Raw genomic sequence first — 24,846 nt, 5'->3', positions numbered from 1 at the left:
TTCCCCATAATTACCAAGTTCTTTCAGTTTTCCTATCCTTAAATATCCACTTAAATTTATCATAAATAAAACAATCAATTATAACGTTTTTACCATCTTTAATTACTGAAAGACCGTCTAATGGATTATCAGGAGGTGAAGGGAGCCATTTTGGTTTTGTTGTTCCAGAATATATCATTTTTTTACCTAATTTTTTCCACCAATATCTTCCATAATACTCATATATTACTTTATTTTTTCCATTTTTTATTTTATATACTTTATGCACAGGCTTTAGATAATAACCCTTTTGCGATATCTCAGCATTGTATTTATATATATTTTCCTTTATATCATTAAGCAAGCTAATTATATCCAAATAGCCATCATATACTATTATTTTGCAACCGTGGGGCTCATTCGGCTTTTCCAGATCATTCCTCAAATAAGGTCACCTCGTCGCAAGGCATTTCATAGCCCTGTTTTAATAATTGCATTATGTGTATTAAAGCTATTTATTGAAGGCATAAGCCGGGGCCGGGATTCGAACCCGGGAATAACGGGTCTCAGCAAACGATGAGCATGGCTACATTATTACTGCAGCCCGCCGCCTTGGACCGCTCGGCCACCCCGGCCCATTATTAAAAGGGTTACAAAAATATTTAAATTTCATTTAAATTAGCTAACTTAACAATCTTTACTTTATTTATGTCAATACAAACATAAACTTCACTATTCTCATCAAATTTTTCTTCTGAAAATATATTTAAGATTTTATCATAAATTTTTACAGAATATAGAAAACCGCGTGATGTTAAACTAACATCAACAATTTTCCCTAATAAAAAATTATCACAACATTTACTAATGCAAATTTTAGCATCTTCAGGTCTAAAGGCTGCATAAACTTTATCATCGTAATTATTTTTTAATTTATAAAATAAATTTTCAAAGCCATTAAAGGAATTAATCCCTATTATATTAGAATAGCCCAAATACTCTGAAAATTCTAAGGTTTTTGGATTATTAATTATATCAACTGGATTGCCCATCTCAATTATTTTACCTCTATACATAAAAAAAAGTTTCGTAGATAATTCAAAAGCGTCCTCAATAAAATGGCTTACATGTATTATGGTTGTTGTTTTTAACTTTGTAATTTTCTTCAATACATTCCTTAAATTCTTTTTAACATTTGGATCCAAATTAGAAAGAGGTTCGTCCAACAATAAAATTTTAGGCTCAACAACCAATGCCCTAGCTATAGAAATTAATTGCTGTTGTCCCCCGCTTAATTCTTTTGGCTTTTTATTTAAAAGATCTTCTATATTTAAAATATTTGATATCTCTTTAATTCTTCTTTCTCTTTCAGTCTTATTTAATTTCATCAGTTTAAGGCCATATTCTATATTAGATTTTGCGTCCATATTATTAAAAAGAGAATAGCTCTGAGTAACATAACCTATTTTCCTCTTTTCTATTGGTAAATCAGTTATATCTTTACCATATAATATAATTTTACCAGATAATGGCCTGTAAAATCCTAGTATTGATCTAAGCAATGTTGTTTTTCCACTTCCGTTTGGCCCTGCTATAACATAGTATCCATATTCCTCCAATCCTAAATTTATTGGGCCTAAAACAAAATTTTTTAGTTTTATAGTTAAATTTTGTATTGTTAGAGCTTCCAATTCATTCTCTCCTCAAGTTCAAAATTAGCCTAAAAATAATAAATATCCCAATTACTATTACCAATAATGCAGCAGAAAATTTTACTGCATCTATTAATCCTAAGCCTACATAACTTTCATAAATATATACAGAAGAGGGATAAACTGTTGTTTTGCCTAATAATACATAATAAGCTACAATAAATAAAGCCCCTGCCTCTGATGTTGCTCTAGCCCATGTTAAAAGAGCACCATTTGCAACAGATCTCCATATATTTGGCAAAATTACATTAAAGAAAGTCCTCATTTGAGAAGCGCCCAAACTCCTTGATATAAGTTCTATTTCAGGATCTATCATTTTTATTGAAGATTCTATAATTCTAATTGTATACGTTGAAGAGAGATAGGAAACAGCTAATATAGCCCCCAATAATGTATCTAAGACGTTAATCCCAAATTTATGCAAAAAAGGGCCTAAACCGTATTGAGATGAAAAGGCTAATACTATCATTATTCCTACTACAACATGAGGTATTACTATTGGTATATCTATGATTGTTTCTATTACACTCTTAAACTTAAATTCATATCTAGCTATTATATATCCCAAAGGCAAACCAAATATTACAGCAAATATTGCTGCTGTAGTAGATATAATTAAGGTAACGTAGACAGCTGAAAGAAATGAAACATTTTTTAACGATGATATTATACCTTTACTTCCTACCAATAAAAGAACTGTAATTGGATATATAAAAAACAGTAAAAATATTAAAGAAAAAAGAAAAGAAAAAATAAAAAATAATTGTATTCTCCTCAATTCTTTCACTCATGGGAATATGCTCATCAAATTGGTTTGATTAATTGGAATAACAAAGGGTTTAATTATAGATGGCACGCTCGAATAATTTCCATAGACTACTCCAGGCACTATGGGTTGTATGCCATAATTCTTTAATACTTGTTGTCCTTGTGGGCTGTATAATAATAGAATGAAGTTAATTGCTGCTTGAGGATTAGGCGCATATTTAGGTATAGTTATTGTATATACAACGGGATTGCATGTAAAAGTCTTAGTTTGACCTAACTCTGACCAAGTAACATTGACGTTATGATAATAGTTTACATAAGATAAATTTCCTAGGTTTATTAATGGTGGTAAAGTTATGTATGTAATATTATATCCTTCACTTTGGTAGCTCTCTGTTTGAGGCAATGCATTAGACATGTATGCAGATAATATAAAAGGTATTGAATTGTTTGTTGCCATCAATGTTAACAAATCTGTCTCAGTATTTCTCATTTGATATTTCGAAGGGTTATTGTAAACTGAATCATATAAATACGATGCATTATTGAAAAATGATAAAGCAGCTAGCTTCAAGACGCATTGTGCTTGGTACCCGCTAGGATCTGTAAATGGATTGGACACTCCAACAACTATAGATGGATTTAAAGCAATAATTGAAAATATCTCCTTCCACGTCTGGTTCCATTGGCTTGATAAAGGTTGCATATTTTGAGACTCTTTCCACAAACTATATACTTGCCTTCCTGATGCTGTTTGCAAATCAACAATTATAACCATTTGAGTTACCCCAAAAGCTATTTCATAATTAGCTACATTTGGAAATAAAACAGATGGAATTGTTGTTGTGTCTGCAGAAGCAACTATACTAAATTCCTTAGTTGTATTCTCATTTTGTGCAACTTCTCCGCTACCCTTAAACATAGGAGTTCCGACGCTTAATCCTGCATTATATTCACTTAACAAATTAATTAATTTACCAAAGGCAAACTTTAATGTACCAGCAGCTCCTACTGTGAATACGCTTAATTGTTGAGTAGTTGTAGTCTTAGTTGTTTTTGGTACAGCATAATAACCTATACTAGCTCCTATTACTAATCCTACTATTAAACCTGTTATCAAATAAATCCAAACGCTTGCCATTTTTTCCCTAAATATTTATAATATGTTCATTCATAAATGAATTATTGTATCGATTATCAATATATAAAAATTATTTGGTTTCGTTTCTCAAATATTGCTCTATTGCCTTCCTTATAACCTCACTTCTATTACTTTTTGTTCTTATAGTCATCTTATCTAATTTAAACAACGTATCTGTATCTATTCTAAAACTCACTATTCTTAATTCTTCTACTTTTCTATTTAGTTCACTCATAGTCTCACCGATCATAAGTAATACCTATGATCCTTTTTAGCAACCCGAGTATAAACATAACTATACAATTAATTGAAAATAATAAAATTTTACCGAAAGTATTCTAAAGAAAAGGTTAAATTTCAAACATACTTCTCAATTAACAATGGGCCGCCGTAGCTCAGGAGGTTAGAGCGCCGGACTCATACGGCCTTTAACCGAAATCGATAAAGCCTGGGTAATCCGGAGGTCCCGGGTTCGAATCCCGGCGGCGGCATTTTTTAAAAAAAAATTAATAATATATGTTTACTATAGACTTTAACAGAAACGGCGCATATAAACCAATAATTATTAATGCTAAAGCTGAAATAATTAAAGCTGCTGTATACCCTTTTCCAACAGTTATCTTATTTTCACCTTTAGACAATATCTCTCTTGATGCTATTATATAATACACCGCGCTTATTCCACTGTTTATTAACGCTATCAATACAAGCCATATACTATAACCGGATGCCGATAAAAACAAATAAAGCTTCCCCCAAAATCCTAACAATGGTGGTATTCCTAAAAGACTGAAAAGTAATATTGAAGCAGATATGGCTGCAGCTGGATTTGAAGAAAGTAATCCGTGCAAATCGCTCAATTCTCTTTTTGTCTTTCCGACGAAAGCAAATAAAGGCGTCTTTGCAATACCATACGCTATTGATTGTAAAGCAACAGCAAATAAGGCCAATCTTAGAAGACTCATTTCTGAGTTACCTGAAAAATACGCTGCAGCAGCTATGGCTGCAAAAATATAACCAACTTGAGCCATGCTACTATATGATAATATTACTTGAAAATCTCTTGTTGTTAAAGCAGCTATATTACCATAAATCATAGTTGCAACTGATAAGAAAGCTATTAAAAGAGCTGCGTAACCTGCTATTGAACTTATACCATTAATGGAAGATGTCATTATAATTATTGACCTCGTTATAACGGCTACGAATCCTAACTTAATTATACCTGCAACAAATGATATGCCTCTACCATCTCCTCTTCCATATACGCTCGGTAGCCACCAATGGAATGGGAATAGACCTACCTTAAATCCTAACGCTGCAATAAGCAACAAGATTGTTAGTCCAGCAACGCTAAAACCAAATTTTGTTGTAGGAACTAAAGAAGTTAATAAGAAGTTGCTAGAATCAGGCCTTGGAGATATTGCAAATGTTGCTACCCAGAAGGCTAATATTAAAGTACCTATCATACCTACCATAATATACCTTATAGACGCTTCCTTGCTTTCTTTTCCATCAGGTAAAGAAACAAATACATAGCTGGCAACAGAAACTAAAAGCCATGATGCCAATATCATTAATGCATCTGTCGATCCTGATAAGAAAAACAGACCAAATAATACTAGAGGTATTAAACTATATAGTGCAGGTCTGCTAGACCATTTAAGTCCGTCATTGCCTATTGCAACTATGTAAATTATAGATGCTATCGATGAACCTAGCAATATAAGAGAAGTGAAAGAATCTTGAATTACTAATCCATTATAAAATACAAGGTAATTTTCAAAGCTAGCATATAATGATAATATTGATACAACAAAAAATGTACCTATTCCTACAATTCCTATTATTGCAGGCCATTCACTTTTATCATTCTTTACACCTAATATAGGAGAAATTAAACCCATTGCTAGTGTAAGATATAAGAAAAATTCAATAATTCCTTTTTCCCACATCATTTATCACCATCCAAAGAATACAATCAATATTACAATACTAGCCATAATTATGTAAAGGGCTATTAAATAATCAGTCCTCCCTCTGAAAAATGCCCTTAATCCTTTCGATGCTAATTCGCCAGCCTTAGGTATAACGTAATGGTAGAACAGATCTATGGCTGTGTTGATAACTCCCATTAACCATGATAGGCCCATGAATGAATATAAAAACAAATAATAGATAGCTGAGTTTATGAACCACCTATCATATAAGAAAGTATGTAATGATTTTAGAACAGAGCTTCTATCTAGCATACCCATAAAGTCATACCTTCTTAAATAGAGGTAGGCTATTATTGCAAAGTCTATAACAATCAATGTAGTTATAATAATTGTTGAAGCATCAACAACTACATTAAATACTGGAGATGCTTGTATACCAAGGGTTTCAAATATCCCTATTTCTAATCCCTTACCTGTATAGAACCATAAAATACCTAAAATAAGTGCTGCTAAAGCCAATATTGTATATGGGGCAAGCATTAATACTGGCGCTTCATGCAAATGATGTTCTTTAGGCTCTTGATATGGTGGGGAATGGAATACCCTTATAATTAACCTAGATATATAAGCTGCCGTGAAAAACACTGCCAAAACTGCGAATATGTAGATTCCTAAATAGCCAGTTTTCGCAACGTTTTCTAAAACTAATTCCTTTGCAAAGAAACCGCTAAACGGAGGTATTGCTGCTAAGCTAAGGCCTGCCAACCACATTGATACTGTTGTTATTTTCATATATTTAGAAAAGTTACCCATGTTATCGATAAATCTGCTATCAGTTACATGCAGTGCATAACCAGCTATTAAAAATAGTGCAGCTTTAAATATTGCGTGGGCTAAAAGCATTGCTATGCCTGCTAGTTCTGCATCTGCCATAGCTGCATAATTATGCGTTACAACAAATAATCCTCCTGCTGCGACAGCTAATATCATATACCCTAAGTATTCAGCAGTTGAATAAGCTAAAATTAATTTAAACTCATTGCTTACTATAGCCATAGTTGCCATAATAAATACTGTTGTAACAGCTAAACCAGCAACTATATAGAAATATTCCTGTGTTTGCGTCACTGCTAAAGAACTTGCAGCTATAGCGCCAACGAAGAATATTGGAGCAAAACGCAATACATAGTAAACGCCTGCTTTAACCATTGTTGCAGCGTGTATCAATGCTGAAACAGGTGTTGGACCTGTCATAGCTGTTACTAACCATTCGTGGAACGGGAATTGTGCACTCTTAGCTAATGCACCGAGTGTAAATATGAGCAAAAATGCAGTTAGCATTCCTTTAGATGCTAGTAAACCCATCCAAGTGCCTGCAGTAGAGGCTATAGTAGGAATGCTAAAGCTATTTGCAATGAAAAATAATGAGGTAAATCCAACTAGGAAACCTACATCACCGACCCTAGTAAACAAAATAGCTCTTATACCGCTCGTGCTTGGCTCGAAATACATTGGTAATCCTAATGCCTTTCTTCCTGGGACTCCTACCCAATACTCCTCTTCATCAGTATACCAATGACCTATTAACGCATAGCTTGCAAGGCCTGTTCCCTCCCATCCTATAAACATTAATATCATATTACTTGCAGTCACTAACAAAAGCATGCTGCCAACGAAAAATGATATAAAGAAGAAATATCTTTGAACTCCCCAATCTTTTTTCATATATTCTATGCTATATACTGCTATCAAAAAGCTTAGCCATGAAACTATTGTAGACATAATTGCTCCTAAACCATCCAAATATGTACCAATTTTAATTTTAAGAAGGCTTACCCAATACGATGATGTCTCGGCAACTATTATTTCATGCTTTATTAAAACATCGTATAATGCTACTGAAGATATTATTGATGATATAAATATGCTCAAAACGCTTATTATATCATATACTTTTTCATTTCTGACATTTAATAGCCATAATAAGGCTAAAATACCTGCTCCTATAAATGGAGAAAGCCATATTGAACTCCATTCAAACCAATTTGAATATACAGTAATCATTTTAATCACCTACCTAAAAATGATATTATAAAAGTTATTACCGATGTATTTAGGCTTGATATAAGAGGATTTATAAACAAGAAAAACACAAAACCAAATATAGCAACGCCTAATATAGACAATTTAAAGACATCTATGCTTTCCTTACCTTCTATTTTACTTCTAGATTTGCCATAGAATATCCTCCTCATCATTATAAACGAATATGCACCTGTTAATGTTAGAGAAACTATAAGCAACGCAGTAAAACCTATAAGAGAAGCCAAATTATTTAACATATAAGATTGAACTAATCCCATAACAATTAATATTTCACTCCACATACCGACACTAGGCGGCAATCCTGTTAAATTCATAAATCCAAATAGAGCTAAAGCAGCAGTTAAAGGATATTTTCTGGCAAGCCCTCCCATTTTAGTTATATCCCTAAGATTTTTAAGCTCTGTAATAAACACTCCTGCGGACATGAATAATATTGCCTTACCTATGGCGTGAGATAAATATATCAGCATAGCCCCAATAATACCATATGATGTCAACGTAGCTAATCCTAATAACATATAGCCCATCTGGCTTATGCTAGAATACGCTAAAAATCTCTTAAAGTCTTTTTGCCTTAAAGCAACTAGTCCTCCGTATATTATTGTAACAAATGCGAGACCTAACAAATACGGCCTCCAACTTAGCATAGTAGTTGGGAAAAACTGGAAAACAAATCTAGCAATAGCATATCCGGCAAGGCCTATCAAGTTTGGTGATAATAAGGCTGAAATAGGCGTAGGCGCCTCTGCATGTGCATATGGCAACCACATGTGAACTCCAAATACTGCCATCTTAACGAAGAGACCAATGAGCATTAAAAGAGCTATAACTGTTGTTGCGCTACCCAATATAGCTTCTTCAGACCCTACAGGGACTAAAGAACCATTTGATAGTGTCATATAATTGAATGAACCAACTAAATACCCAAAGTATAAAATACCTGTTAATAATAATACTGCTCCAATGTGGGTCCAAACAAAATAAAGTAGAGAAATCTTTTTCCTATCGCCGTAACCGTAATATGCAATTAATAAAAATGATGAAATTAATGTACCTTCTAAAAATACGTAAAATTCAATTAAGTTGCTAGAATAAGCTATTCCAAGCATTGTAACTGCAAATATATTATATAAGAAAGCATATGCACCTAAATTAGGAACCCTTTCATTCTCTTCTCTCATTTCTTCAATCCTTTTGGTCATATATTTAATACCATAAAATGATACAAAAGCTGTAACTATTGATATACCAATTACAATAGGTGCAGATAAACCGTCTATGCCAAGATAAAAGGTTCCTATCCTGTATGACATAAAATTAATATATACGGGGTCGACTATACTTTTAGATATTTCTCCAGTTGCGTAATAAGATAATACTAACGCTAGTGGGACTAATAATACAAATCCTGACAAGTATATTAAAGCTTTGACGGCACTCTCATATTTACCGAGGAGCCAAGCCAATATACCAAGCAATATCGGCAACAAAATAGTTAACCATAAAGCTGGAAACGATAACAACACCATCAAACACCTCCTTCTTCAAGATCTTCTGAACTAACTGATTTGGATTGTCTCATATATGCTACCAAAATGGAAACTACTACTATTACTTCTGCTGAAACAACACTTATTATAACTATACCAAAATAAGTTGCCATTACGGCATTAAAAGATAATAAGGATAAAACCAAAACCAATAAACCATTAAATATTACTTCTATAGATAGGAGCTGCCTAAATAAACTTCTAGAAGAAGTAACACCGTATGCTCCTATACCTATAATTATTGCTGATACTATCATAACTATAACTCCAGTTAATTGATCTATAATTATCATTCCTTTTCCCCCCTCCTTGCTATGCTTATAGCTTCAACCAATGTAGCTGCCTGGGCAATAATTATTAATGCTATTACTGGCAAGTAATTAGACAAAAGACCTGATGCAGCTTGAGTAACTGAAACGTATTCTGGATATGAATACAAATTATAGAGTTTTCCAGCTATTGCTATTATACCTATTGTAACAGCTATTGCAGATGCTGCAGCAAAACCCAAAAAGGGTTCCTTAGATTCCCTTCCTCTAACGCCTATCATTGAAATTGCTATTATTATAAACATAACAGCTGCCCCTACATAAACCAAAACCAGATATGCAGATACTATTCCGAATCCTAACAATGCAACTAATGCAGCTATTAAAGATGCTAAAACTGCCAGCATTGAGCTAGCATAAACTAAGTCTTTTACTTTAATAACATAATATGCTGATATTATAGCTGCAACTCCCAATAATAAAGCAAATAATGGCAAAGAAAGTGTGGGATTCATTGGCTTGCACCTCCTTTATTAATTGACTTAGGCTCAGGATTACTTGCTTGCTGTTTTGTTGTATCTGGCTTAGTTTGCTCCACTGGTTGAGCAGTTACTTTTTCCTCTTGCCTTAATTTTACCAAACCTCTTTTCTCATCAAATACATATCTAATTGGTACACCTTCTTTCGCTGAAATATTTTCCGGTTCTTTTTGAAAATCTTCTAAGGATAATATCATGTCACGCATGTTCATATAAACCAAATCATGATATGGAACATGATATAATGCCTCTGTTGGGCAAACATCTACGCAATAACCACAAAATATGCACCTATTATAATTTATAACTGGGAACTTTTTGACCATCTCTTTCTTTAACCTTTTATCAAAAACTTTTACAGATAGCATCTTCATTGCTCTAGCCGGGCAGATTCTAGCACATGAAGAACAACTAATACACTTGTCTTGGATTAAAACTATAAATCCCCTATAACCTTGCCTTAATTTTATATATTCATGAGGGTATAACAATGTAATCCTATTAGGGTCAAAGAAATACTTTAAACCTATAGCTAAAGCTCCTATGTTACCTGCAAAAACCCTACCTAACGGATTCTTTTTAGGATTCCTCTTTAAAGCAACTTTTGCCGGCATTTAATTCACCTCATATAACTCCAAAATACGCCTCTGCTAAGCCTAAACCAAATGCAGCTAATGTTAAGGGTATCAGAATTTCCCATGCTATCCCTAAAGCCTGATCAACTCTATACCTTCCATAAACGCTTCTCAAGAAACTCATTATAGCCATAACTATTAATGCCTTTATCGATACAATAAGGCTTGGTATAAAGTATCCAGTAATTATTCCCGGTACTGGTTTATATGGTGCCCAGCCTCCTAAAAATACTAGAGCAATTAAGATGCTAAAGACCCACCTTTTTATATAACCTCCTCCCATATTAAGCCCATATAATAATCCAGTGTATTCAGTGTAAGGACCTGCAACTAACTCACTTTCTGAATCTGGTATCTCAAATGGGAATCCGCTTGTTGACATTAATACAGCTATGAAAACAGCTAGCAGAGCTATTGGATTCAATAATCCTAACCATTTTCCGGACATTTGCATATTTACTATATTTACTATGTTAAAGGATTGGGTCATAGCTGCAGCAGATAAAAATCCTAAAACTGCAATCAACTCATATGCTGTTATTATGAAGGACTCTCTTATTCCTCCAACAACGGCAAATTTATTATTACTTGCCCATGACATCAAAACTACAAACAACGGAGACAATGTGCTTAATGCTACCGTTATTAATAAGCTATAATCAGGCGGTATTGGAAAATAAGTCCTGATTGAAGTTAAAGGAACTGCCTCTAAAGGTAATAGAGCCAAAATTATCATTACTATAGGTGATAATATATAAGGCAATGCATCTACTGTCTCAGGAATAATAATTTCTTGCAATGCGTATCTAGTTAAATCAGCAACCAGCTGTATAGCCCCTCCAATCCTTGGGGCAATTTCTCTCGGCCCATACCTCATCTGCACAAATGCCGCAGCTTTTCTTTCAAACCATATTATAAACAAAGCAACTAATAGGGCTGCAATTAATCCAGGTATAATTAAATACTGGTATACTGGAGGATAAAATATTATATCATCAATTATTACCCTATAAACTAAATACCATACATTCATAAAAATCACCTATCCCATTCCGGTGGGAAATAATCAAAGCTACCATATATTGCTGGTAGATCCATTAACCTATGACCTGGCATTAAGTATTTGAACGCTATCACATTCCTGAAAGAAGGTGACACAACTCTTACTCTATACGGAACGTCCTTTCCATCGCTTTCTACATAATAAACCATTTCTCCTCTTCCTGCCTCAACTCTTGCAAAAGCTTTTCCTGGAGGTACTTTGAGAGAAGCAAACAACGGCATCAGCTTTATCCTATATTTGCCAGCATATTCTATTTGGCCTGTATAAACATCTTTATATAATTTTGGAGCAGTCTTCCAGAACTTCTCATGCATGAAGTTTTCCCTTGGATGCTTTTCAAGCCAGTCAACAACTTTATCAATTATGTTAAGGCTCTGCCTCATTTCTTCTATCCTTGCCCATGCTCTTGCTAAAGAGTCCCCTTCTTCAAAAACAGGTATTTCAAACTCTAAATCTCCGTAGGCTTCATATGGATCGTTAAGTCTTACATCATATCTTACACCGCTAGCCCTCAAATTAGGACCTACAATACCTAATTCAGTTGCTAAATTCTTTGACATTACTCCAACATTTTCTAACCTGCTCCTTATATTTGGATTATTTAAGAAAATCTTTGCGTATTCATTAAGCCTGTTCCTCATATACCTAGTAGCCTTCCTAGCTCCTTCTGGAAAATCATCTGGTATATCTCTTCTCACTCCACCAAAAACAGGATACGAATGAGTTAACCTAGCGCCAGACATTTGCTCTGCTAAATCAACAAACACTTCTCTATCTCCAAATGCCCACATATAAAGTGTGGAATGCCCTAAAAATACTCCAAATATACCTGTGCCATATAGATGGCTAGCTATCCTATTTATTTCACAAAGTAATGTCCTTAAATACCTTGCTCTTTCAGGAGGTTCTGTGCCTAATAATTTTTCTACAGCTTCAACATATGGAAGAGTTATATTACATGCATCAAGTATTGCCATCCTTTCAAATAAAGGAATATTCTTTATCCAATCCCTACCTTCTGCTAGCTTTTCCATTGTTCTGTGGACAAATCCGATATCAGGATCTACTCTTACCATTATATCTCCATCTACTTCTACTATAATTCTCATATGTCCTGAACCAGGATGAGCTGGTCCTATGTATACTTCATAGGTGTTCTTAGACAATTCACTAATTTCCATGCCAGGTAAATGAGGAATTCCGGAACTACTTGCTTCCATAATATCACCACCATTTATTTGTATTATATGCTATATAATCAGCTTCTATATCATCGCTCTCTTCTTTAACAACATAGTCCTTTCTTAATGGTTTCAAAGCCGCTATTACAGGAGTTAACAATAGCAAACGCAGATCTGGATGGTCATCAAATACTATACCAAAGAATTCGTAAACTTCTCTTTCTTGAAATTCTGCACTTACCCATATTTTAGATAAGCTTGGAACATGAGGGTTATCTCTATTAATTACAGTTGATAATCCTATAATATATTTTGAAAGCTCTTCATTTAAATAGCTTGAAATATGATATGTTATCTTAAATTGTTTTTTTCCTATATAATCAACTGCTGTAACAGATTTCACGTGATCAAATCCAGAATCCTTTAGTTTCTTAGCAGAATCTACTAACTTATCTGTTGATACCAATACGTCTAAATACCCTTTGTTTTGCTCAATGCTAATTATATTATCCTTTAACACATTTTTAAGTAAATCTTGTATTGATATCAACTTTTTCACCTCTCCAACCACACAAATCCTCCTTAGGAATGATATTTTTCATATCCTCACGCTTTGCTTCCTTTAGCCAATTAGTCGCTATAGATTTATTCCTTAGCAATTTTTGCAATTCAATAATTGACCTTGATACTGCCTCAGGCCTTGGAGGGCATCCAGGTATGTAAATATCTATGGGTATGACTTGCCATGGCCTAACTATATTATAGCTGTTATAGAATATTCCTCCATCTAATGAACATGCACCCATAGCAATTGCGAACTTAGGATAAGGCATTTGATCCCAAGTAATCCTAACAGAGCAAGCCATCTTCTTTGTAACAGTACCTTCTACAATAATTAAGTTTGTTTGCCTTGGAGAAACCCATGGAAGAGATCCATACCTTTCGTTATCAAATCTGGGTCCCCATGCAGCTCCTATTTCACATCCGCAACAACTAGTCATTAAGTGAACAGGCCATAAGCTAAATGCATTAGCCCAATCAACCATCTTTCCAATAGTTCCTTTTAAAAGAGTCTTTTTGGCCATCTCAGCAACAGTATCTAAATCTCCTATAAAGACTCTACCTTTTTCCTCCCCATTCCCTTTTTCCTCATTTTTACTCATATTCATAAATCACCTCAATCTAATATCCACTTCTTAATTTTTTTAGCCTCATATGCCGCATATGCTAACAAAGGCGCAAATACTAAAACTAATACTAAGTATAATAGAAGGGCATGAAATATTAATGTTTTAGGAACAATAGTTATAAAGGTTAGAAGAACAACAGCAGGCTCCATAGCTAAGAACATGACTAAATATCCAAAATACTGGAAAGAAACTTTTCCTTTACCAACTCCTTTCGGTGGGTTAGCAGATTCAAAAGGTAATTTCTTATAAGGCTCTGTTTTCTCTACTTCCTCACTAGCCTTTAATAGCCATTTCAAAAGATATATTACCGCAACTAATAACAAGAAAACAACTATTGGCACTACTATCATTGAGTTCGCGCTTATTACAAATGTATTATAGGCTATTGACAAATTAAATCCACCCTTCACGTATCAAATAAGTGTTAGTAGTTTTATTTATTTTTTTACCTTTGCATTGTATAGTTGTTTTTGAAAAATCTTTATAAACTGTTTTTGAAAAAACAAAAATAATATCCTCCTAGATAAAAAACTTGAATGAAAAAACGTAAAAATAAAAGGAAGAGGCATAACAAAAACTATGGGGAGAAAATTGGTAGAAAGAGTTCCGCCTGAAGCTGAGGCAAAATATAATAAATATTTGCAGTTAAGAGATTCATATAATGTTATAGTCCAAGAAAGGATGAATGCAGAATCATCACTAGGAGAAATTGAAAAAGTATTAGAAAAATTAAAACTATTGGGACCTGATGCAGAACTTTACAAAATGACAGGATTTGTCTTAGTAAAGAGCAAGAAGGAAGATTTAGAGAAAGAGCTGGAAACTAAGAAGGAGGACTTAGAATTAAGGATAAAAGCACTTAAAAATCAGGAATCCATGGTAAAAGAGCAAATAGACAAGATTGCAGTTGAATTAAAACAATTGCTATCAGGTATTGGGAGCCCTGTGAGCAAAGGAGGAATTGGGGGAGCGGGTAGTTAAGAATAGGTAATTATTTTGATAAAAACCAATTCACAAAATTTTTTATCAGAATTCATCGAAGAAATAAACAACGGCAAAATAGGTATTTCTTTTCATTCTAATGCAGATTTAGATGCCTTAGCCTCTTCTTTAATTATATATCAAATATGTAAAAAGTATAATGATAATTGTTGCATCGATACAAAACCTGGTTTATCAAAGGAATCAAAAATAGCATTAAAAGAATTAAATATTAATATTAATGAATGCAATTCGGATTATGACAAACTAATTATTTTAGATGCAGGAGGCATAGAACAGGTCTCAGAAATTATTTCTAAACCAAGAAGAGGGGTTTTGATATTAATAGATCATCATTCTGAAGGGGAATTACATAAAAACTCAAAGTTGTATTATATAGATAGCGAAGCTTCCTCAACAACAGAAATAGCTGTTACGTTTTCAAACAAATTGAATCTTTCATTTAATGAAAGTATTTCAAACTTAGCCATATTGGGCATAATATTTGATAGCAACAAATTAGAAAGGGCTAGAAAAAATACATTTGAATCCTTAGTTTTTTTAACAGAGCATGGAGATTATAAAAAATCCATATCTATATATTACAATATTATTAGATCTTTTGAAGAGGACTTTTCAGTTAGAATTGCAAAACTTAAAGGCCTTTCTAGACTATTAGTTGGAAAAGCTTGCGGGAATTTAATTGTTGCCTTAACGGAAATAGGTTCTTACGAATCTTTAGTGTCAAGCAATATTATACAAAACGGGGCTGACGTCGTTTTCGTTATAAAAAATAAAGAGAGTAATAATAGCAGAATTTCTATTAGAATTTCCGACAGAGCTTTGTTATATGGGATAGACGCATCTTATATTGCCAAGATATTAGGGGAAAAGTTTCAAGGGGAAGGTGGAGGTCATAGAGGGGCTTCAATAGTTTCCCTTCCAAAAAATGTTAATATTGAAAAGGAAAAATTTTTCAGTTATTTAATCAATTTTATAAATGGCGTGTGCAACAAAAGTGAAATAAAAAATGGAAGCAAAAAAGTATAGAGTTTATGCAGATTCTAGAGAAGAAACATCTGGTGTGCCAAAATTATTAGAATCGATGGGCATTATGGTAATTAGGAGACAATTAGAAGAAGGGGACTATATGATACCTGAAGGGATAATTATAGAAAGAAAAAGTGCTCCTGACTTTGTAAAATCTTTATTTGATGGAAGATTATTTGAACAGGCAAAAAGAATGCTAGCAAAATATCAAAACATAATTTATATTGTTGAAGGGGATTTTAAAAAATCATTACTATATTATAGAAATAGAGAGAAACAAATACAAGCCGCTTTAGTAACCCTAATAATGGAATTTAATGCTAAAGTTCTTTGGAGCTTGGATCAATTGTCTACAGCAGAATATATAGAATCTATTGTAAGAAAATCTTTTTTAAATAAAGAAAATAACGAATCAGTTATACATAAAAAACCTAAGCTAGACGAAAACAGGCAATGGCAACTTTATATATTGCAATCTTTTCCAGGTATTGGGGAAAAAAATGCTGAAAAATTATTAGATCATTTCGGCTCTTTAGAGAAATTCTTTAACGCAAGTCTCTCTGAATTAGCGAGCATAATAGGAGAAAAAAAGGCATCAAAAATTAAAGAACTTATAAAGATACCTTATAAAAAAGGCTCCAAAGAATACAGCTCTCTAGAAAATTATTATGATGATAAAGGCTGATAATTTTGAGTCCTTTTGAATATGTATCTAAGTGGTTTGTATTTAAGGCTTATGGTCATGAAAATGTCAGGGCGACACATAAATCTACTATAGAAATTACTAAAGATAATTTTCTTACAACAAGAGGAGATTGTATAATAGGAATAAAATCTGAAGTTTCTGCAAAAGATTTTCCTGAATGGCTAGCCAAAGATATAAAAAATAATAATAAAATACTAGTTGTATTCTGCACAAATAATCATTGTGATAGCTTAATAGGTTATGGCGATAAAAGCATTATGCTTTCTCATGAAAACAAAATCATATTTAGAAAGAGCAATTATATAGAGCCTGCAACTGTATTGATAAAAAGTAATAAAGCTGCAATAGACCTGAATAGAAAGTTAGTTGATGATCTCAGAAGAAGCGAAGAGATTAAAATTATGATTACAACCCTTAAAATCTAAGTAAAAAGTTATATTATACCTATGATAATTTTTAGTCAGAACTAAAGTGAGGGTAAAATTTGAGCAAAAAGTATCAAGAATTAAAGAAGACTAATGCTTCTCAAATACTATCAATTATTAATCTATTAATAATTCAAATAGAGAATACTTATGATGAAGATTACAACCTTTTCGATGCAAAAGTAGAAAGAGATGTTACGGATTTAAAATTAATGCTTAAAAAAATTAATGAAGGCATAATAGATCTTAAGGTTAATGTTCCATGGGAATTTGAAGACTATTTTGCTGAAATCGATGGCAAAAAAATTTCAATAAAAAAAGACCCAACTATTAAGGATTATACTAGTATAAAAGATGTCTATAATTTTATACCTTATATCCCATTTAAAACAGAATTAGATCTTATAAAATCCTTCGCAAAGAAAACTAGCTTAACAAATATAGAATTTTTATTTTTGTATGACAACAAAGGTTATTTATCAATATTAGAAGGGGAACTGCTCAAAGTAAGAATTCCTTTTATAAGAGTAATTTTTAATATGCATACACATCCAGAAGGGCATTGTGGTTTTTCTGTTCCTGATATAAATAGTGGAGTCGATTTGTTGTCAGAAGGTGGATTAGCAACTTCTGTTATAACTGAAAGTTGTGCTATTGTAATGTATAGACAAGGTTTGATAACAGAAAACGATTATATAAAAATTAAATCGAAAAAATATGAAAACGTTATTTTTGACTCAATAAAATTTACAAAAATTTTTTACTAAGGTCCTAATAGATCTTCAAGCTTTGGAGGTTTAGGTGGTAATCCTTTTCTATCCCTAATTTTCTTAATTAAATCTTCAAGTATTGAATCTGGTACTGGAGCCCATCTGCTGAATTCTGTTCCCCAAAAAGCTTTACCAGCTGTAGATCCTCTTAATTCCTGAGATGTGTCAAAGCTTTCGGCAACAGGTATTTCAGCGCTTACTGAAACTTGCATACCTACTTGCTTTACATCTAACACCTTACCTCTCTTCTTAGTTATTATAGCAGTTACTGGACTTAAGTAATCCATTGGAACTTTTATATCCAATTTTTGAATAGGCTCTAAAAGGGTAGGCTTTGATGTTAACATAGCGGCCCATATAGCATTTCTTACAGCAGGATATATTTGCCCAGGACCTCTGTGCACAGGATCTTCGTGTATTTCAGCATCGTGAAGCAATACTTTAAGGCCTCTAACTGGTTCAGCAGCTAATGGACCTTCTTTAACGGCTATTCTAAAGCCTCCTAATATGGTATCCTTTACTTCTTTAAGGTATTGTACACCTGATGTTGCATCAATAAATATGTTTATATTTTCATCTATAGTCCATATCTTTCTTGCTTCATCATAATCCCAATTTGCTTTATCTCTTAATATTTTAGCCCTATCTTTAGGATCTTGATCTTCATTAACTAATCCTTTATGTATAAGCTCTATAGTTTCTTCGTTTAAAGGCTCTACGCTTATATAGAACCTGTTATGTTTGTTTGGGCTCTTACCTTCAAACGTTTCGCTCTTTTGTTTCACTGATTCTCTATAAACAACTATTGGTGGACTTGCTTTTACCTCTACCCCATATAGTTCTTTCAGCATCCACATAGCTATTTCTAAGTGAAGCTGTCCCATACCTGAGATTAGGTATTCTCCTGTTTCCTCATTTATCTTAACAACCAGGTTTGGGTCTTCTAAAGTTAGCTTCTTCAATGCATCTATCATCTTTGGCAAATCCTGTAACTTTGCAGGCTCTATTGCAGAGGTTACAACAGGTTCGCTAATATAGTGTAGCTGTTCAAAAGGTGCTGCTTGAGATTTATATGATAACTCAACTAAAGTTTCTCCAGACTTAAGACCTTCTATGCCCATAAGTGCTCCTACATTACCAGCAGGTATTCTATTTGTTAGTTCTCTAAATGGTCCCATATATAAGCTGACTTGAAGTATTCTTCCATTGCGGTCGCTTGAAACTATATAAACTTCCTTTCCCGGTTCTAAAGTTCCTGAAAAGACTCTTCCAGTAGCTACAATACCTGCTTTCTCCACTTTGATTGCATTAGCATAAAATACCAACGGTCCGTTAGGATCAGCTTCCATCATTGCCTTACCTAAATCTGTATCAAGATTTCCTTTCCATATCTTAGGAATTCTGTACTTTTGAGCTTCCCTAGGGTTGGGTATGAATTTAACAGCCATATTTAATAAAGCATCCCATATTGGGGCTTTCTTAAACAGTTCAACAACTTTATCCTTATTGTTTGATGAATAAGCATCTATAATTTGTTGGAATGTTATGCCTTTCTTTGCTGCATCCGGTACAGTTAGTGCCCATTTGTCCTTTGCACTTCCAAAAGCAACATTTCCTTCAGCTGGATTAATCTTCCATTTGTTTCTAAACTCAGGCTCAGCATACATATCTATTAAATTGTTAACATCCTTTATTATTTCTACAAACCTTTCTTGAATTTGTTGGGGGCCAAACTTTAGTTCCTTTATTAGCCTATCTACTTTATTAATGTACAATACTGGCTTTACTCTCTCTTCCAAAGCTTGCCTTAATACTGTTTCTGTCTGAGTCATAACACCTTCTGCAGAATCAACAACAACTATTCCTCCATCTAAAACTCTAAGGCTTCTTGTAACCATACCAGTAAAATCTACGTGCCCAGGAGTGTCAATTAGATTAATGACATAAGGTTTTCCGTTAAATTCGTGATAAAGGCTTGCATTAGCAGCTTTTACTGTCATTTCCCTTTCCTTCTCTACGTTTAAATAGTCTAGAAGTAATGCGTCTCCTGCTACTCTTTCAGATATAATCCCTGCTCCAGCCAACAGGGTATCGCTTGTTGTAGTTTTTCCATGGTCTACATGAGCAATGACACCAATATTCCTAACTTGCTCTATATTTGCCATTATTTTTTCTATTTCTGTTATTACTTTTACTCTAGCGCCCATTTTTTTCACCTACTTCTTTTAATTAAGAACTAATTAAGGGTTAAAAAATAATATTATTTTCATTTTGATTAAGCTTATTTTTTTCTAAATTTCATAGATTTATTCTAATTGAAATATACTAAAAAATCTTCTTAATGATTTTTAATTTTAAATAAATTTACTAAAAATAAATTAATTAAATATGAATAGTAGCTTTTTCATAAAAAATCTATAAACATAAACAATAATGATTATGAAAATTTGCATTAATTAATTTCGTTATTTGATAGCTTAAAACCGTTATACCCTATTAATGGTACGAAAATTACACTTATATTATATTCAATAGTTATTTTGCCTAGTTCATCCTTTTTTAAGACAACTAGTTTTTGTTCTTCAATAGATCCAACAGGCATAACAGCTATTCCACCATTTTTTAGTTGATCATATATAAAGTTAGGTATTTTAGGAGAGGCCGCAGTTATTAGTATTCTATCATAAGGTTTGTCGTTTTCATAACCAATAGATCCGTCCCCAACAATAAGCTTAACATTCTTATGTAAACCTAATTTTTCAAGATTTTTATATGCAATTTCTGATAATTCTTTGATTCTTTCAATTGATATAATTAGGCCTTTTTCTTTAACTATATAAGACAATATTGCTGTTTGATAGCCAGATCCAGTTCCAATTTCTAATACCTTATCTCCTTCTCTTAATTCTAATAGCTCTGTCATATATGCAACTATACTTGGCGCACTTATTGTTTGCCCATACCCAATTGGTAAAGGTTTATCTTCATATGATTCATTTATATATTTTTGAGGGACAAAAATTGACCTATCTACATTAATCATGGCTTCTTCAACTTTTTCAGTTTTTATAAAGCCACCTTCTTTCAAATAATTTATTAGTCTGATTTTTTGCTGATAAATATAATTATCCAATATTACACCTTTTAATTCTTTTTAACCTAATTAATATATTAAATTACCAAAAATAATATCTTTATATTTGTTCACTAAATAAATTTTTTAAAAGATAAACCAGAACTTTCAAGCATTTTGCTAACCATAAAGTATGGAATTCTTTCAAGCATAGATTTCTGACTTGTATTGGGAAATTCACTTATTGAATTAGACGCCTCAAGAACTATGTCATTTAACATGTTCATTCCATTTTTTACTACATCATCACCCCTATCTTTAATTGTATACTTCTGCATAATCCATTTTTCAAATAATACCTCCCCTGGATCAAGCTTTTCTTTCCTTCCTATTAAATATGAATAATAATCACTTATGTCGTCAGCTAATTGATATGCTATACCTAATTTATCTCCGTAAAATTCTGCATTATCTATTAAAGTTGAATTCTTAGCAGCAATTGTTCCTAAAACTGTTGATAAACTAAATAAAGATGCTGTTTTCAATTTAACCACATTTAAATAATCTGATGGTAACAATTTAAGCGAGGCATAAGCGTCCATAATTTCTCCTCTTACCATAGCTTCCCATGATTTTATACTATATTTTATTGCATCAAACCCATATTTTTCTATTATCCTCTGAGCTACCGGAACTAAAAGGAGAGCAGTTAAAGCTGTTTTTCCTATACCATATATAATCCAGCTCGATAGTTTTCCTCTTCTATTAACATCGTTATCAACTATATCATCTATTGCCAAACTAGCCGCATGAACTATTTCAATTGCTACCGCAGCATCTGATGCAAATTCTATATTAGATCCAAGCGATTCTGCAAAAAGAATTGTTAAAAATCCTCTAAACATTTTACCTCCTGATACTAAGTATTTTGGTATACCTTCTATTCCTAAATTTTCCATAGCCTTTGCAGCATCATATAATTTCGGTTGAAGATACTCTCTAACCCTTTCCCATTTTTCAAGTATTATATTATCGATGTCTTCATAGGAGATTTCTTTATTCAACCTTTGCACACCACTTCTTCCTTTATTCATATCATATTTAGGGGTTATTAATATGTATTCTTACTACTGTTTTTACAACTGAAAGCCTTCGCCTTTTAAGGCGGGGATGAGAAAAGTTTTTTAAGATTAAAAACTTATTAAAAATTAAGACAGCTGTTAAAGGGTTATGTGTCACTGAAACATGAGGTACGCCTCTACCCCAACTAACAAGTGTAATATAGGAATCGTGTAGGGAAGCCCTAAATCAGGGCCAAAGTGTGTATATGTGTTCCCTACACATTAAAAACATATCCCCAAGTCCCTTGGATCCGAGAGAAAAGGGCAACTCTCATCGAGGGATAGGGGTAATTGGCTGAAGGCCCAGCCAGTGGTCTACCGCTGGACGAATGGAGCGGGGTGGGTAAAACCCACTAGCTATGAAATGATGAAAATGAAGGCGGTAAATCACAAACCTATGATCTACCCTGAGGGAACCCTTGTCCTTCAGGGCGGGGAGGAGGTCAGATATGTTAAGAATATAGCATTTAACTTTTCTCTAACTAGTAAATTTTTTTGGATTTGTTGCATATAATATACCTACTATAATAGGCATTTTTTTAAAGGTTACATTTTTAAAATAATTTTTTGCTGACATTACAAACTCTTTTGGTGAGTACATATAGCTAATAGTCTTATGTAAATCTGGATATAAAAGAGCTTCCTTGCCACATCCCATTAAAATACCAGAAATAACTGACAATATGTTAAATTGAAAAAATGATATTATTTTTTCTAAAGCTGATTCTGGCCTATAAAGGTCTAATATAATTAGTTTTCCGTTTTCCTTCAAAATTCTAGAGAATTCATACAAGGCACGATTATAATTTCTTGCGTCTCTAAAAGAAAACATGGCTATAACTGCATCTATAGAAGAATCTCTAATAGGAATGCTTTCAAACATTCCATTAATTGCATTTATTCCCTTTATATTGTCTTTAGCAATTTTTGCCATAACAAATGATGGATCCATAGCAATAATCTGTGAATTATTATTAATAGTTTTAATATATTCCGTAGAAGTGCCAGGCCCGCTTCCCGCATCTATAATAACATGAGAATCTTTAGCCAATAATGCTGTAACTATCCTAAGCTTTTTCAGAGTAAAAAAGCTCATCAATGTGTTTACTTTCTCATAGCATCCTTTTTTAGAATAATTTTCTATCTCTGATATTATATTCTTCCAAAATTTTTCTTCTAATCCCTTGTTTTTAATCTCTAACTCATTATTATTTTTCACTTTTAACTCCATTGATTTTATTATAACAACTGATTTTATAGTTTATTAAAAAAATGAAATTAAAAAGAAAAAAATTAATTATCTTTTGGGTCAGAGGCCTTAACAGGTGCTATTGAATGAGCTGCTTTCTCTAAATCTAATCCTAATAAGTTTTTGTTCCCAGTTTCAAATCCTTTGTAATACCAAGCTATTGTTCCTCCAACTCCTATTAACGCTATTATAAGCATTGAAGCAGCTCCTATGGCAAATGGTAATGGTATTAATATTAATAAACCTGCTATTATAGCTGAAGATACCCAAACTACAAATCTTACTAAAGAAACATACAGGCCTCTTCTATTTGTTGGGAATAATTCAGGTTCTAATAAAGCCCTAGATGCCCATGTTAATTCTACAGGGACCATCAATAGAGTAAACATTGATAATATAGCGAATGAAGATTTCGTTATGCTACCAACCACCCATAATAATGCCCAAAATACAGCTAACATTGCATAGGAAATCATTGAAAAAGTCTTTCTGCTTACTTTTGATGTTATTAATAGACCTGCAACAATGCCAACTACTGTCATAGTAAAGCCTCCTATTAAAGGAACGTATGCTGCAACATTACTGAAATATGCAAATGATGCTCCGTATGTTATATAAACAAACGCAACGTCTTGAACAATCCCTATAAGGATTAATGTCAAAAATCTAAACCTTAAACCAGTATTCGGATTTACTGTTTCAGATGTGTTGTCTATTTTCTTCCATGCTTCCTCCACATTACTCTGTTTTTTAACAGCCCTCCAAGGTAGTGTTTCGGAAGCCTTTAACCACGCTAATATTAATCCGATTGTAGGTGCTATATACATCAAGATTAAAGCCAATTCATAATTTGCAGATGCTGCGATAGCACTATTTATTCCAAATATAAGTAAGGGAACGTATGCCAATGCAACACCTAAATTTCCAAAATTTGGCCCTATAACAAGCAATTTACTCCTGTATTGAGAATTGACGCTTTCAGATATCATAGCTAAGACAGGACTCTCTAAGCCTATAGCGGCCATTCCTACAATTGCAATAGATACTAAGAGAATAACTGTTCTCATAATACCTGAAACAAAATTAAGCCAAATAGGCAAATATAAAATCATACCTAATAGAACTAAACCTGACGACAAAATAAATGCAAGTTTTCTTCCTAATGCATCAGCAATATATCCAGCTAATAAAGCTCCGATACCCCCAAATAAATATGGTAAAGTGAACCCAAGCCATGCTAAATTTGATGGTATGACCTCTGTTAGTGCAGATAACGGACCATAGCTTTCTGCCAATCCAAATACTATCATACCCAAAGATAGTGCGACGAAAGCCGCCCATGGAAATCCTATAGATGATTTTTCTGCCAAATACTTCACCGAATTTAGTCAATTTAAC

Annotated in this window: 26 protein-coding genes, 2 tRNA genes and 1 pseudogene; 7 read left to right on the top strand and 22 right to left on the bottom strand. The window is 33.0% G+C overall.

Annotated features, from left to right (window positions below):
• Nucleotides 1–10: 10 nt before the first annotated feature.
• From RXO53_RS01665 to RXO53_RS01640, 6 genes are all read right to left on the bottom strand, one after another.
• Nucleotides 11–424, bottom strand: coding sequence for a hypothetical protein (locus RXO53_RS01665; RefSeq protein ID WP_410712538.1), 414 nt, complete (start codon nt 422–424; stop codon nt 11–13).
• An 84-nt stretch (nt 425–508) separates the two neighbouring features.
• Nucleotides 509–614: transfer RNA gene (locus tag RXO53_RS01660), tRNA-Cys, on the bottom strand.
• Nucleotides 615–641: 27 nt separating this feature from the next.
• A complete protein-coding gene (locus RXO53_RS01655; RefSeq protein WP_410712537.1) occupies nt 642–1,670 on the bottom strand; it encodes an ATP-binding cassette domain-containing protein in 1,029 nt (342 codons plus the stop codon).
• Nucleotide 1,671: 1 nt separating this feature from the next.
• On the bottom strand, nt 1,672–2,379 hold the full coding sequence (locus tag RXO53_RS01650; RefSeq protein ID WP_410712536.1) for an ABC transporter permease: 708 nt from the start codon (nt 2,377–2,379) through the stop codon (nt 1,672–1,674).
• A 99-nt stretch (nt 2,380–2,478) separates the two neighbouring features.
• Nucleotides 2,479–3,600, bottom strand: a complete 1,122-nt coding sequence (locus RXO53_RS01645; RefSeq protein ID WP_410712535.1) for a substrate-binding domain-containing protein — start codon at nt 3,598–3,600, stop codon at nt 2,479–2,481.
• Nucleotides 3,601–3,670: 70 nt separating this feature from the next.
• Entirely contained in the window at nt 3,671–3,835 is a 165-nt protein-coding gene (locus RXO53_RS01640) for a ribbon-helix-helix protein, CopG family (RefSeq protein ID WP_410712534.1), read from the bottom strand.
• Between the two features lie 149 nt (nt 3,836–3,984).
• Between RXO53_RS01640 and RXO53_RS01635 the strand changes: the two genes are divergently transcribed.
• Nucleotides 3,985–4,091, top strand: a tRNA-Met gene (locus RXO53_RS01635).
• A gap of 15 nt (nt 4,092–4,106) precedes the next feature.
• Here the strand turns inward: RXO53_RS01635 and nuoN are convergent.
• The 11 genes from nuoN to ndhC are packed head-to-tail and all read right to left on the bottom strand — an operon-like array spanning nt 4,107 to nt 14,465.
• Nucleotides 4,107–5,555 (bottom strand): NADH-quinone oxidoreductase subunit NuoN, encoded by a 1,449-nt coding sequence (gene nuoN, locus RXO53_RS01630; protein ID WP_410712533.1) that lies wholly within the window; start codon nt 5,553–5,555, stop codon nt 4,107–4,109.
• 6 nt (nt 5,556–5,561) lie between these two features.
• The gene (locus RXO53_RS01625) at nt 5,562–7,604 is read right to left on the bottom strand and encodes an NADH-quinone oxidoreductase subunit L (RefSeq protein WP_410712532.1); all 2,043 of its coding nucleotides are present in this window, start codon (nt 7,602–7,604) and stop codon (nt 5,562–5,564) included.
• Nucleotides 7,605–7,609: 5 nt separating this feature from the next.
• Complete coding sequence (locus tag RXO53_RS01620; RefSeq protein ID WP_410712531.1) at nt 7,610–9,175, bottom strand: complex I subunit 4 family protein; 1,566 nt, start codon at nt 9,173–9,175, stop codon at nt 7,610–7,612.
• On the bottom strand, nt 9,175–9,489 hold the full coding sequence (locus RXO53_RS01615) for an NADH-quinone oxidoreductase subunit K (protein ID WP_410712530.1): 315 nt from the start codon (nt 9,487–9,489) through the stop codon (nt 9,175–9,177). The genes RXO53_RS01620 and RXO53_RS01615 overlap by 1 nt, the downstream gene beginning before the upstream one ends.
• The gene (locus RXO53_RS01610) at nt 9,486–9,980 is read right to left on the bottom strand and encodes an NADH-quinone oxidoreductase subunit J (RefSeq protein WP_410712529.1); all 495 of its coding nucleotides are present in this window, start codon (nt 9,978–9,980) and stop codon (nt 9,486–9,488) included. Before RXO53_RS01610 ends, RXO53_RS01615 begins: the two co-directional genes overlap by 4 nt.
• Nucleotides 9,977–10,618 (bottom strand): NADH-quinone oxidoreductase subunit NuoI, encoded by a 642-nt coding sequence (gene nuoI, locus RXO53_RS01605; protein ID WP_410712528.1) that lies wholly within the window; start codon nt 10,616–10,618, stop codon nt 9,977–9,979. The genes RXO53_RS01610 and nuoI overlap by 4 nt, the downstream gene beginning before the upstream one ends.
• 10 nt (nt 10,619–10,628) lie before the next feature.
• Nucleotides 10,629–11,672: an NADH-quinone oxidoreductase subunit NuoH gene (nuoH, locus tag RXO53_RS01600; protein WP_410712527.1), complete on the bottom strand. Its 1,044-nt coding sequence runs from the start codon at nt 11,670–11,672 to the stop codon at nt 10,629–10,631.
• Nucleotides 11,673–11,677: 5 nt separating this feature from the next.
• Nucleotides 11,678–12,922: an NADH-quinone oxidoreductase subunit D gene (locus RXO53_RS01595; RefSeq protein WP_410712526.1), complete on the bottom strand. Its 1,245-nt coding sequence runs from the start codon at nt 12,920–12,922 to the stop codon at nt 11,678–11,680.
• A 4-nt stretch (nt 12,923–12,926) separates the two neighbouring features.
• Nucleotides 12,927–13,442: an NADH-quinone oxidoreductase subunit C gene (locus tag RXO53_RS01590; protein ID WP_410712525.1), complete on the bottom strand. Its 516-nt coding sequence runs from the start codon at nt 13,440–13,442 to the stop codon at nt 12,927–12,929.
• The gene (locus RXO53_RS01585) at nt 13,408–14,046 is read right to left on the bottom strand and encodes an NADH-quinone oxidoreductase subunit B (protein WP_410712524.1); all 639 of its coding nucleotides are present in this window, start codon (nt 14,044–14,046) and stop codon (nt 13,408–13,410) included. The genes RXO53_RS01590 and RXO53_RS01585 overlap by 35 nt, the downstream gene beginning before the upstream one ends.
• 14 nt (nt 14,047–14,060) lie before the next feature.
• The gene (gene ndhC, locus RXO53_RS01580; protein WP_410712523.1) at nt 14,061–14,465 is read right to left on the bottom strand and encodes an NADH-quinone oxidoreductase subunit A; all 405 of its coding nucleotides are present in this window, start codon (nt 14,463–14,465) and stop codon (nt 14,061–14,063) included.
• A 199-nt stretch (nt 14,466–14,664) separates the two neighbouring features.
• Between ndhC and RXO53_RS01575 the strand changes: the two genes are divergently transcribed.
• The 5 genes from RXO53_RS01575 to RXO53_RS01555 are packed head-to-tail and all read left to right on the top strand — an operon-like array spanning nt 14,665 to nt 18,002.
• Nucleotides 14,665–15,054: a prefoldin subunit beta gene (locus tag RXO53_RS01575; RefSeq protein ID WP_410712522.1), complete on the top strand. Its 390-nt coding sequence runs from the start codon at nt 14,665–14,667 to the stop codon at nt 15,052–15,054.
• A 15-nt stretch (nt 15,055–15,069) separates the two neighbouring features.
• Nucleotides 15,070–16,104 carry a DHH family phosphoesterase gene (locus tag RXO53_RS01570; protein ID WP_410712521.1) on the top strand — a complete coding sequence of 345 codons (1,035 nt, stop codon included), beginning with the start codon at nt 15,070–15,072 and terminating at the stop codon, nt 16,102–16,104.
• Complete coding sequence (locus RXO53_RS01565) at nt 16,085–16,789, top strand: ERCC4 domain-containing protein (RefSeq protein WP_410712520.1); 705 nt, start codon at nt 16,085–16,087, stop codon at nt 16,787–16,789. The genes RXO53_RS01570 and RXO53_RS01565 overlap by 20 nt, the downstream gene beginning before the upstream one ends.
• Nucleotides 16,790–16,794: 5 nt before the next feature.
• Nucleotides 16,795–17,235, top strand: coding sequence for a DUF371 domain-containing protein (locus RXO53_RS01560; RefSeq protein WP_410712519.1), 441 nt, complete (start codon nt 16,795–16,797; stop codon nt 17,233–17,235).
• Nucleotides 17,236–17,294: 59 nt separating this feature from the next.
• On the top strand, nt 17,295–18,002 hold the full coding sequence (locus tag RXO53_RS01555) for a hypothetical protein (RefSeq protein ID WP_410712518.1): 708 nt from the start codon (nt 17,295–17,297) through the stop codon (nt 18,000–18,002).
• Here RXO53_RS01555 and RXO53_RS01550 read toward each other — a convergent pair.
• The 3 genes from RXO53_RS01550 to RXO53_RS01540 all read right to left on the bottom strand — a co-directional run bounded on the left by RXO53_RS01550 (nt 17,999) and on the right by RXO53_RS01540 (nt 22,142).
• Nucleotides 17,999–20,212 carry an elongation factor EF-2 gene (locus RXO53_RS01550; RefSeq protein WP_410712517.1) on the bottom strand — a complete coding sequence of 738 codons (2,214 nt, stop codon included), beginning with the start codon at nt 20,210–20,212 and terminating at the stop codon, nt 17,999–18,001. The two genes, RXO53_RS01555 and RXO53_RS01550, sit on opposite strands and share 4 nt — an antisense overlap.
• Nucleotides 20,213–20,457: 245 nt before the next feature.
• The gene (gene pcm / locus RXO53_RS01545) at nt 20,458–21,138 is read right to left on the bottom strand and encodes a protein-L-isoaspartate O-methyltransferase (protein WP_410712516.1); all 681 of its coding nucleotides are present in this window, start codon (nt 21,136–21,138) and stop codon (nt 20,458–20,460) included.
• Nucleotides 21,139–21,212: 74 nt separating this feature from the next.
• Entirely contained in the window at nt 21,213–22,142 is a 930-nt protein-coding gene (locus RXO53_RS01540; RefSeq protein ID WP_410712515.1) for a polyprenyl synthetase family protein, read from the bottom strand.
• Nucleotides 22,143–22,428: 286 nt separating this feature from the next.
• Between RXO53_RS01540 and RXO53_RS01535 the strand changes: the two are divergent.
• A pseudogene (locus RXO53_RS01535) lies at nt 22,429–22,713 on the top strand (hypothetical protein); the annotation flags it as partial.
• Here RXO53_RS01535 and RXO53_RS01530 read toward each other — a convergent pair.
• Together RXO53_RS01530 and RXO53_RS01525 are read right to left on the bottom strand one after the other, a co-directional pair.
• Nucleotides 22,678–23,418, bottom strand: coding sequence for a class I SAM-dependent methyltransferase (locus RXO53_RS01530; protein ID WP_410712514.1), 741 nt, complete (start codon nt 23,416–23,418; stop codon nt 22,678–22,680). The pseudogene RXO53_RS01535 and the gene RXO53_RS01530 sit on opposite strands and share 36 nt — an antisense overlap.
• A 74-nt stretch (nt 23,419–23,492) precedes the next feature.
• The gene (locus tag RXO53_RS01525) at nt 23,493–24,827 is read right to left on the bottom strand and encodes an MFS transporter (protein WP_410712513.1); all 1,335 of its coding nucleotides are present in this window, start codon (nt 24,825–24,827) and stop codon (nt 23,493–23,495) included.
• Nucleotides 24,828–24,846 lie beyond the last annotated feature (19 nt).

Origin of the sequence: Caldisphaera sp., from assembly GCF_046536515.1 — an archaeon.
GTDB lineage: Archaea > Thermoproteota > Thermoprotei_A > Sulfolobales > Acidilobaceae > Caldisphaera.
Note: the sequence above shows the minus strand (reverse complement) of the source record. Positions and strands in the feature narration are given on the sequence as shown.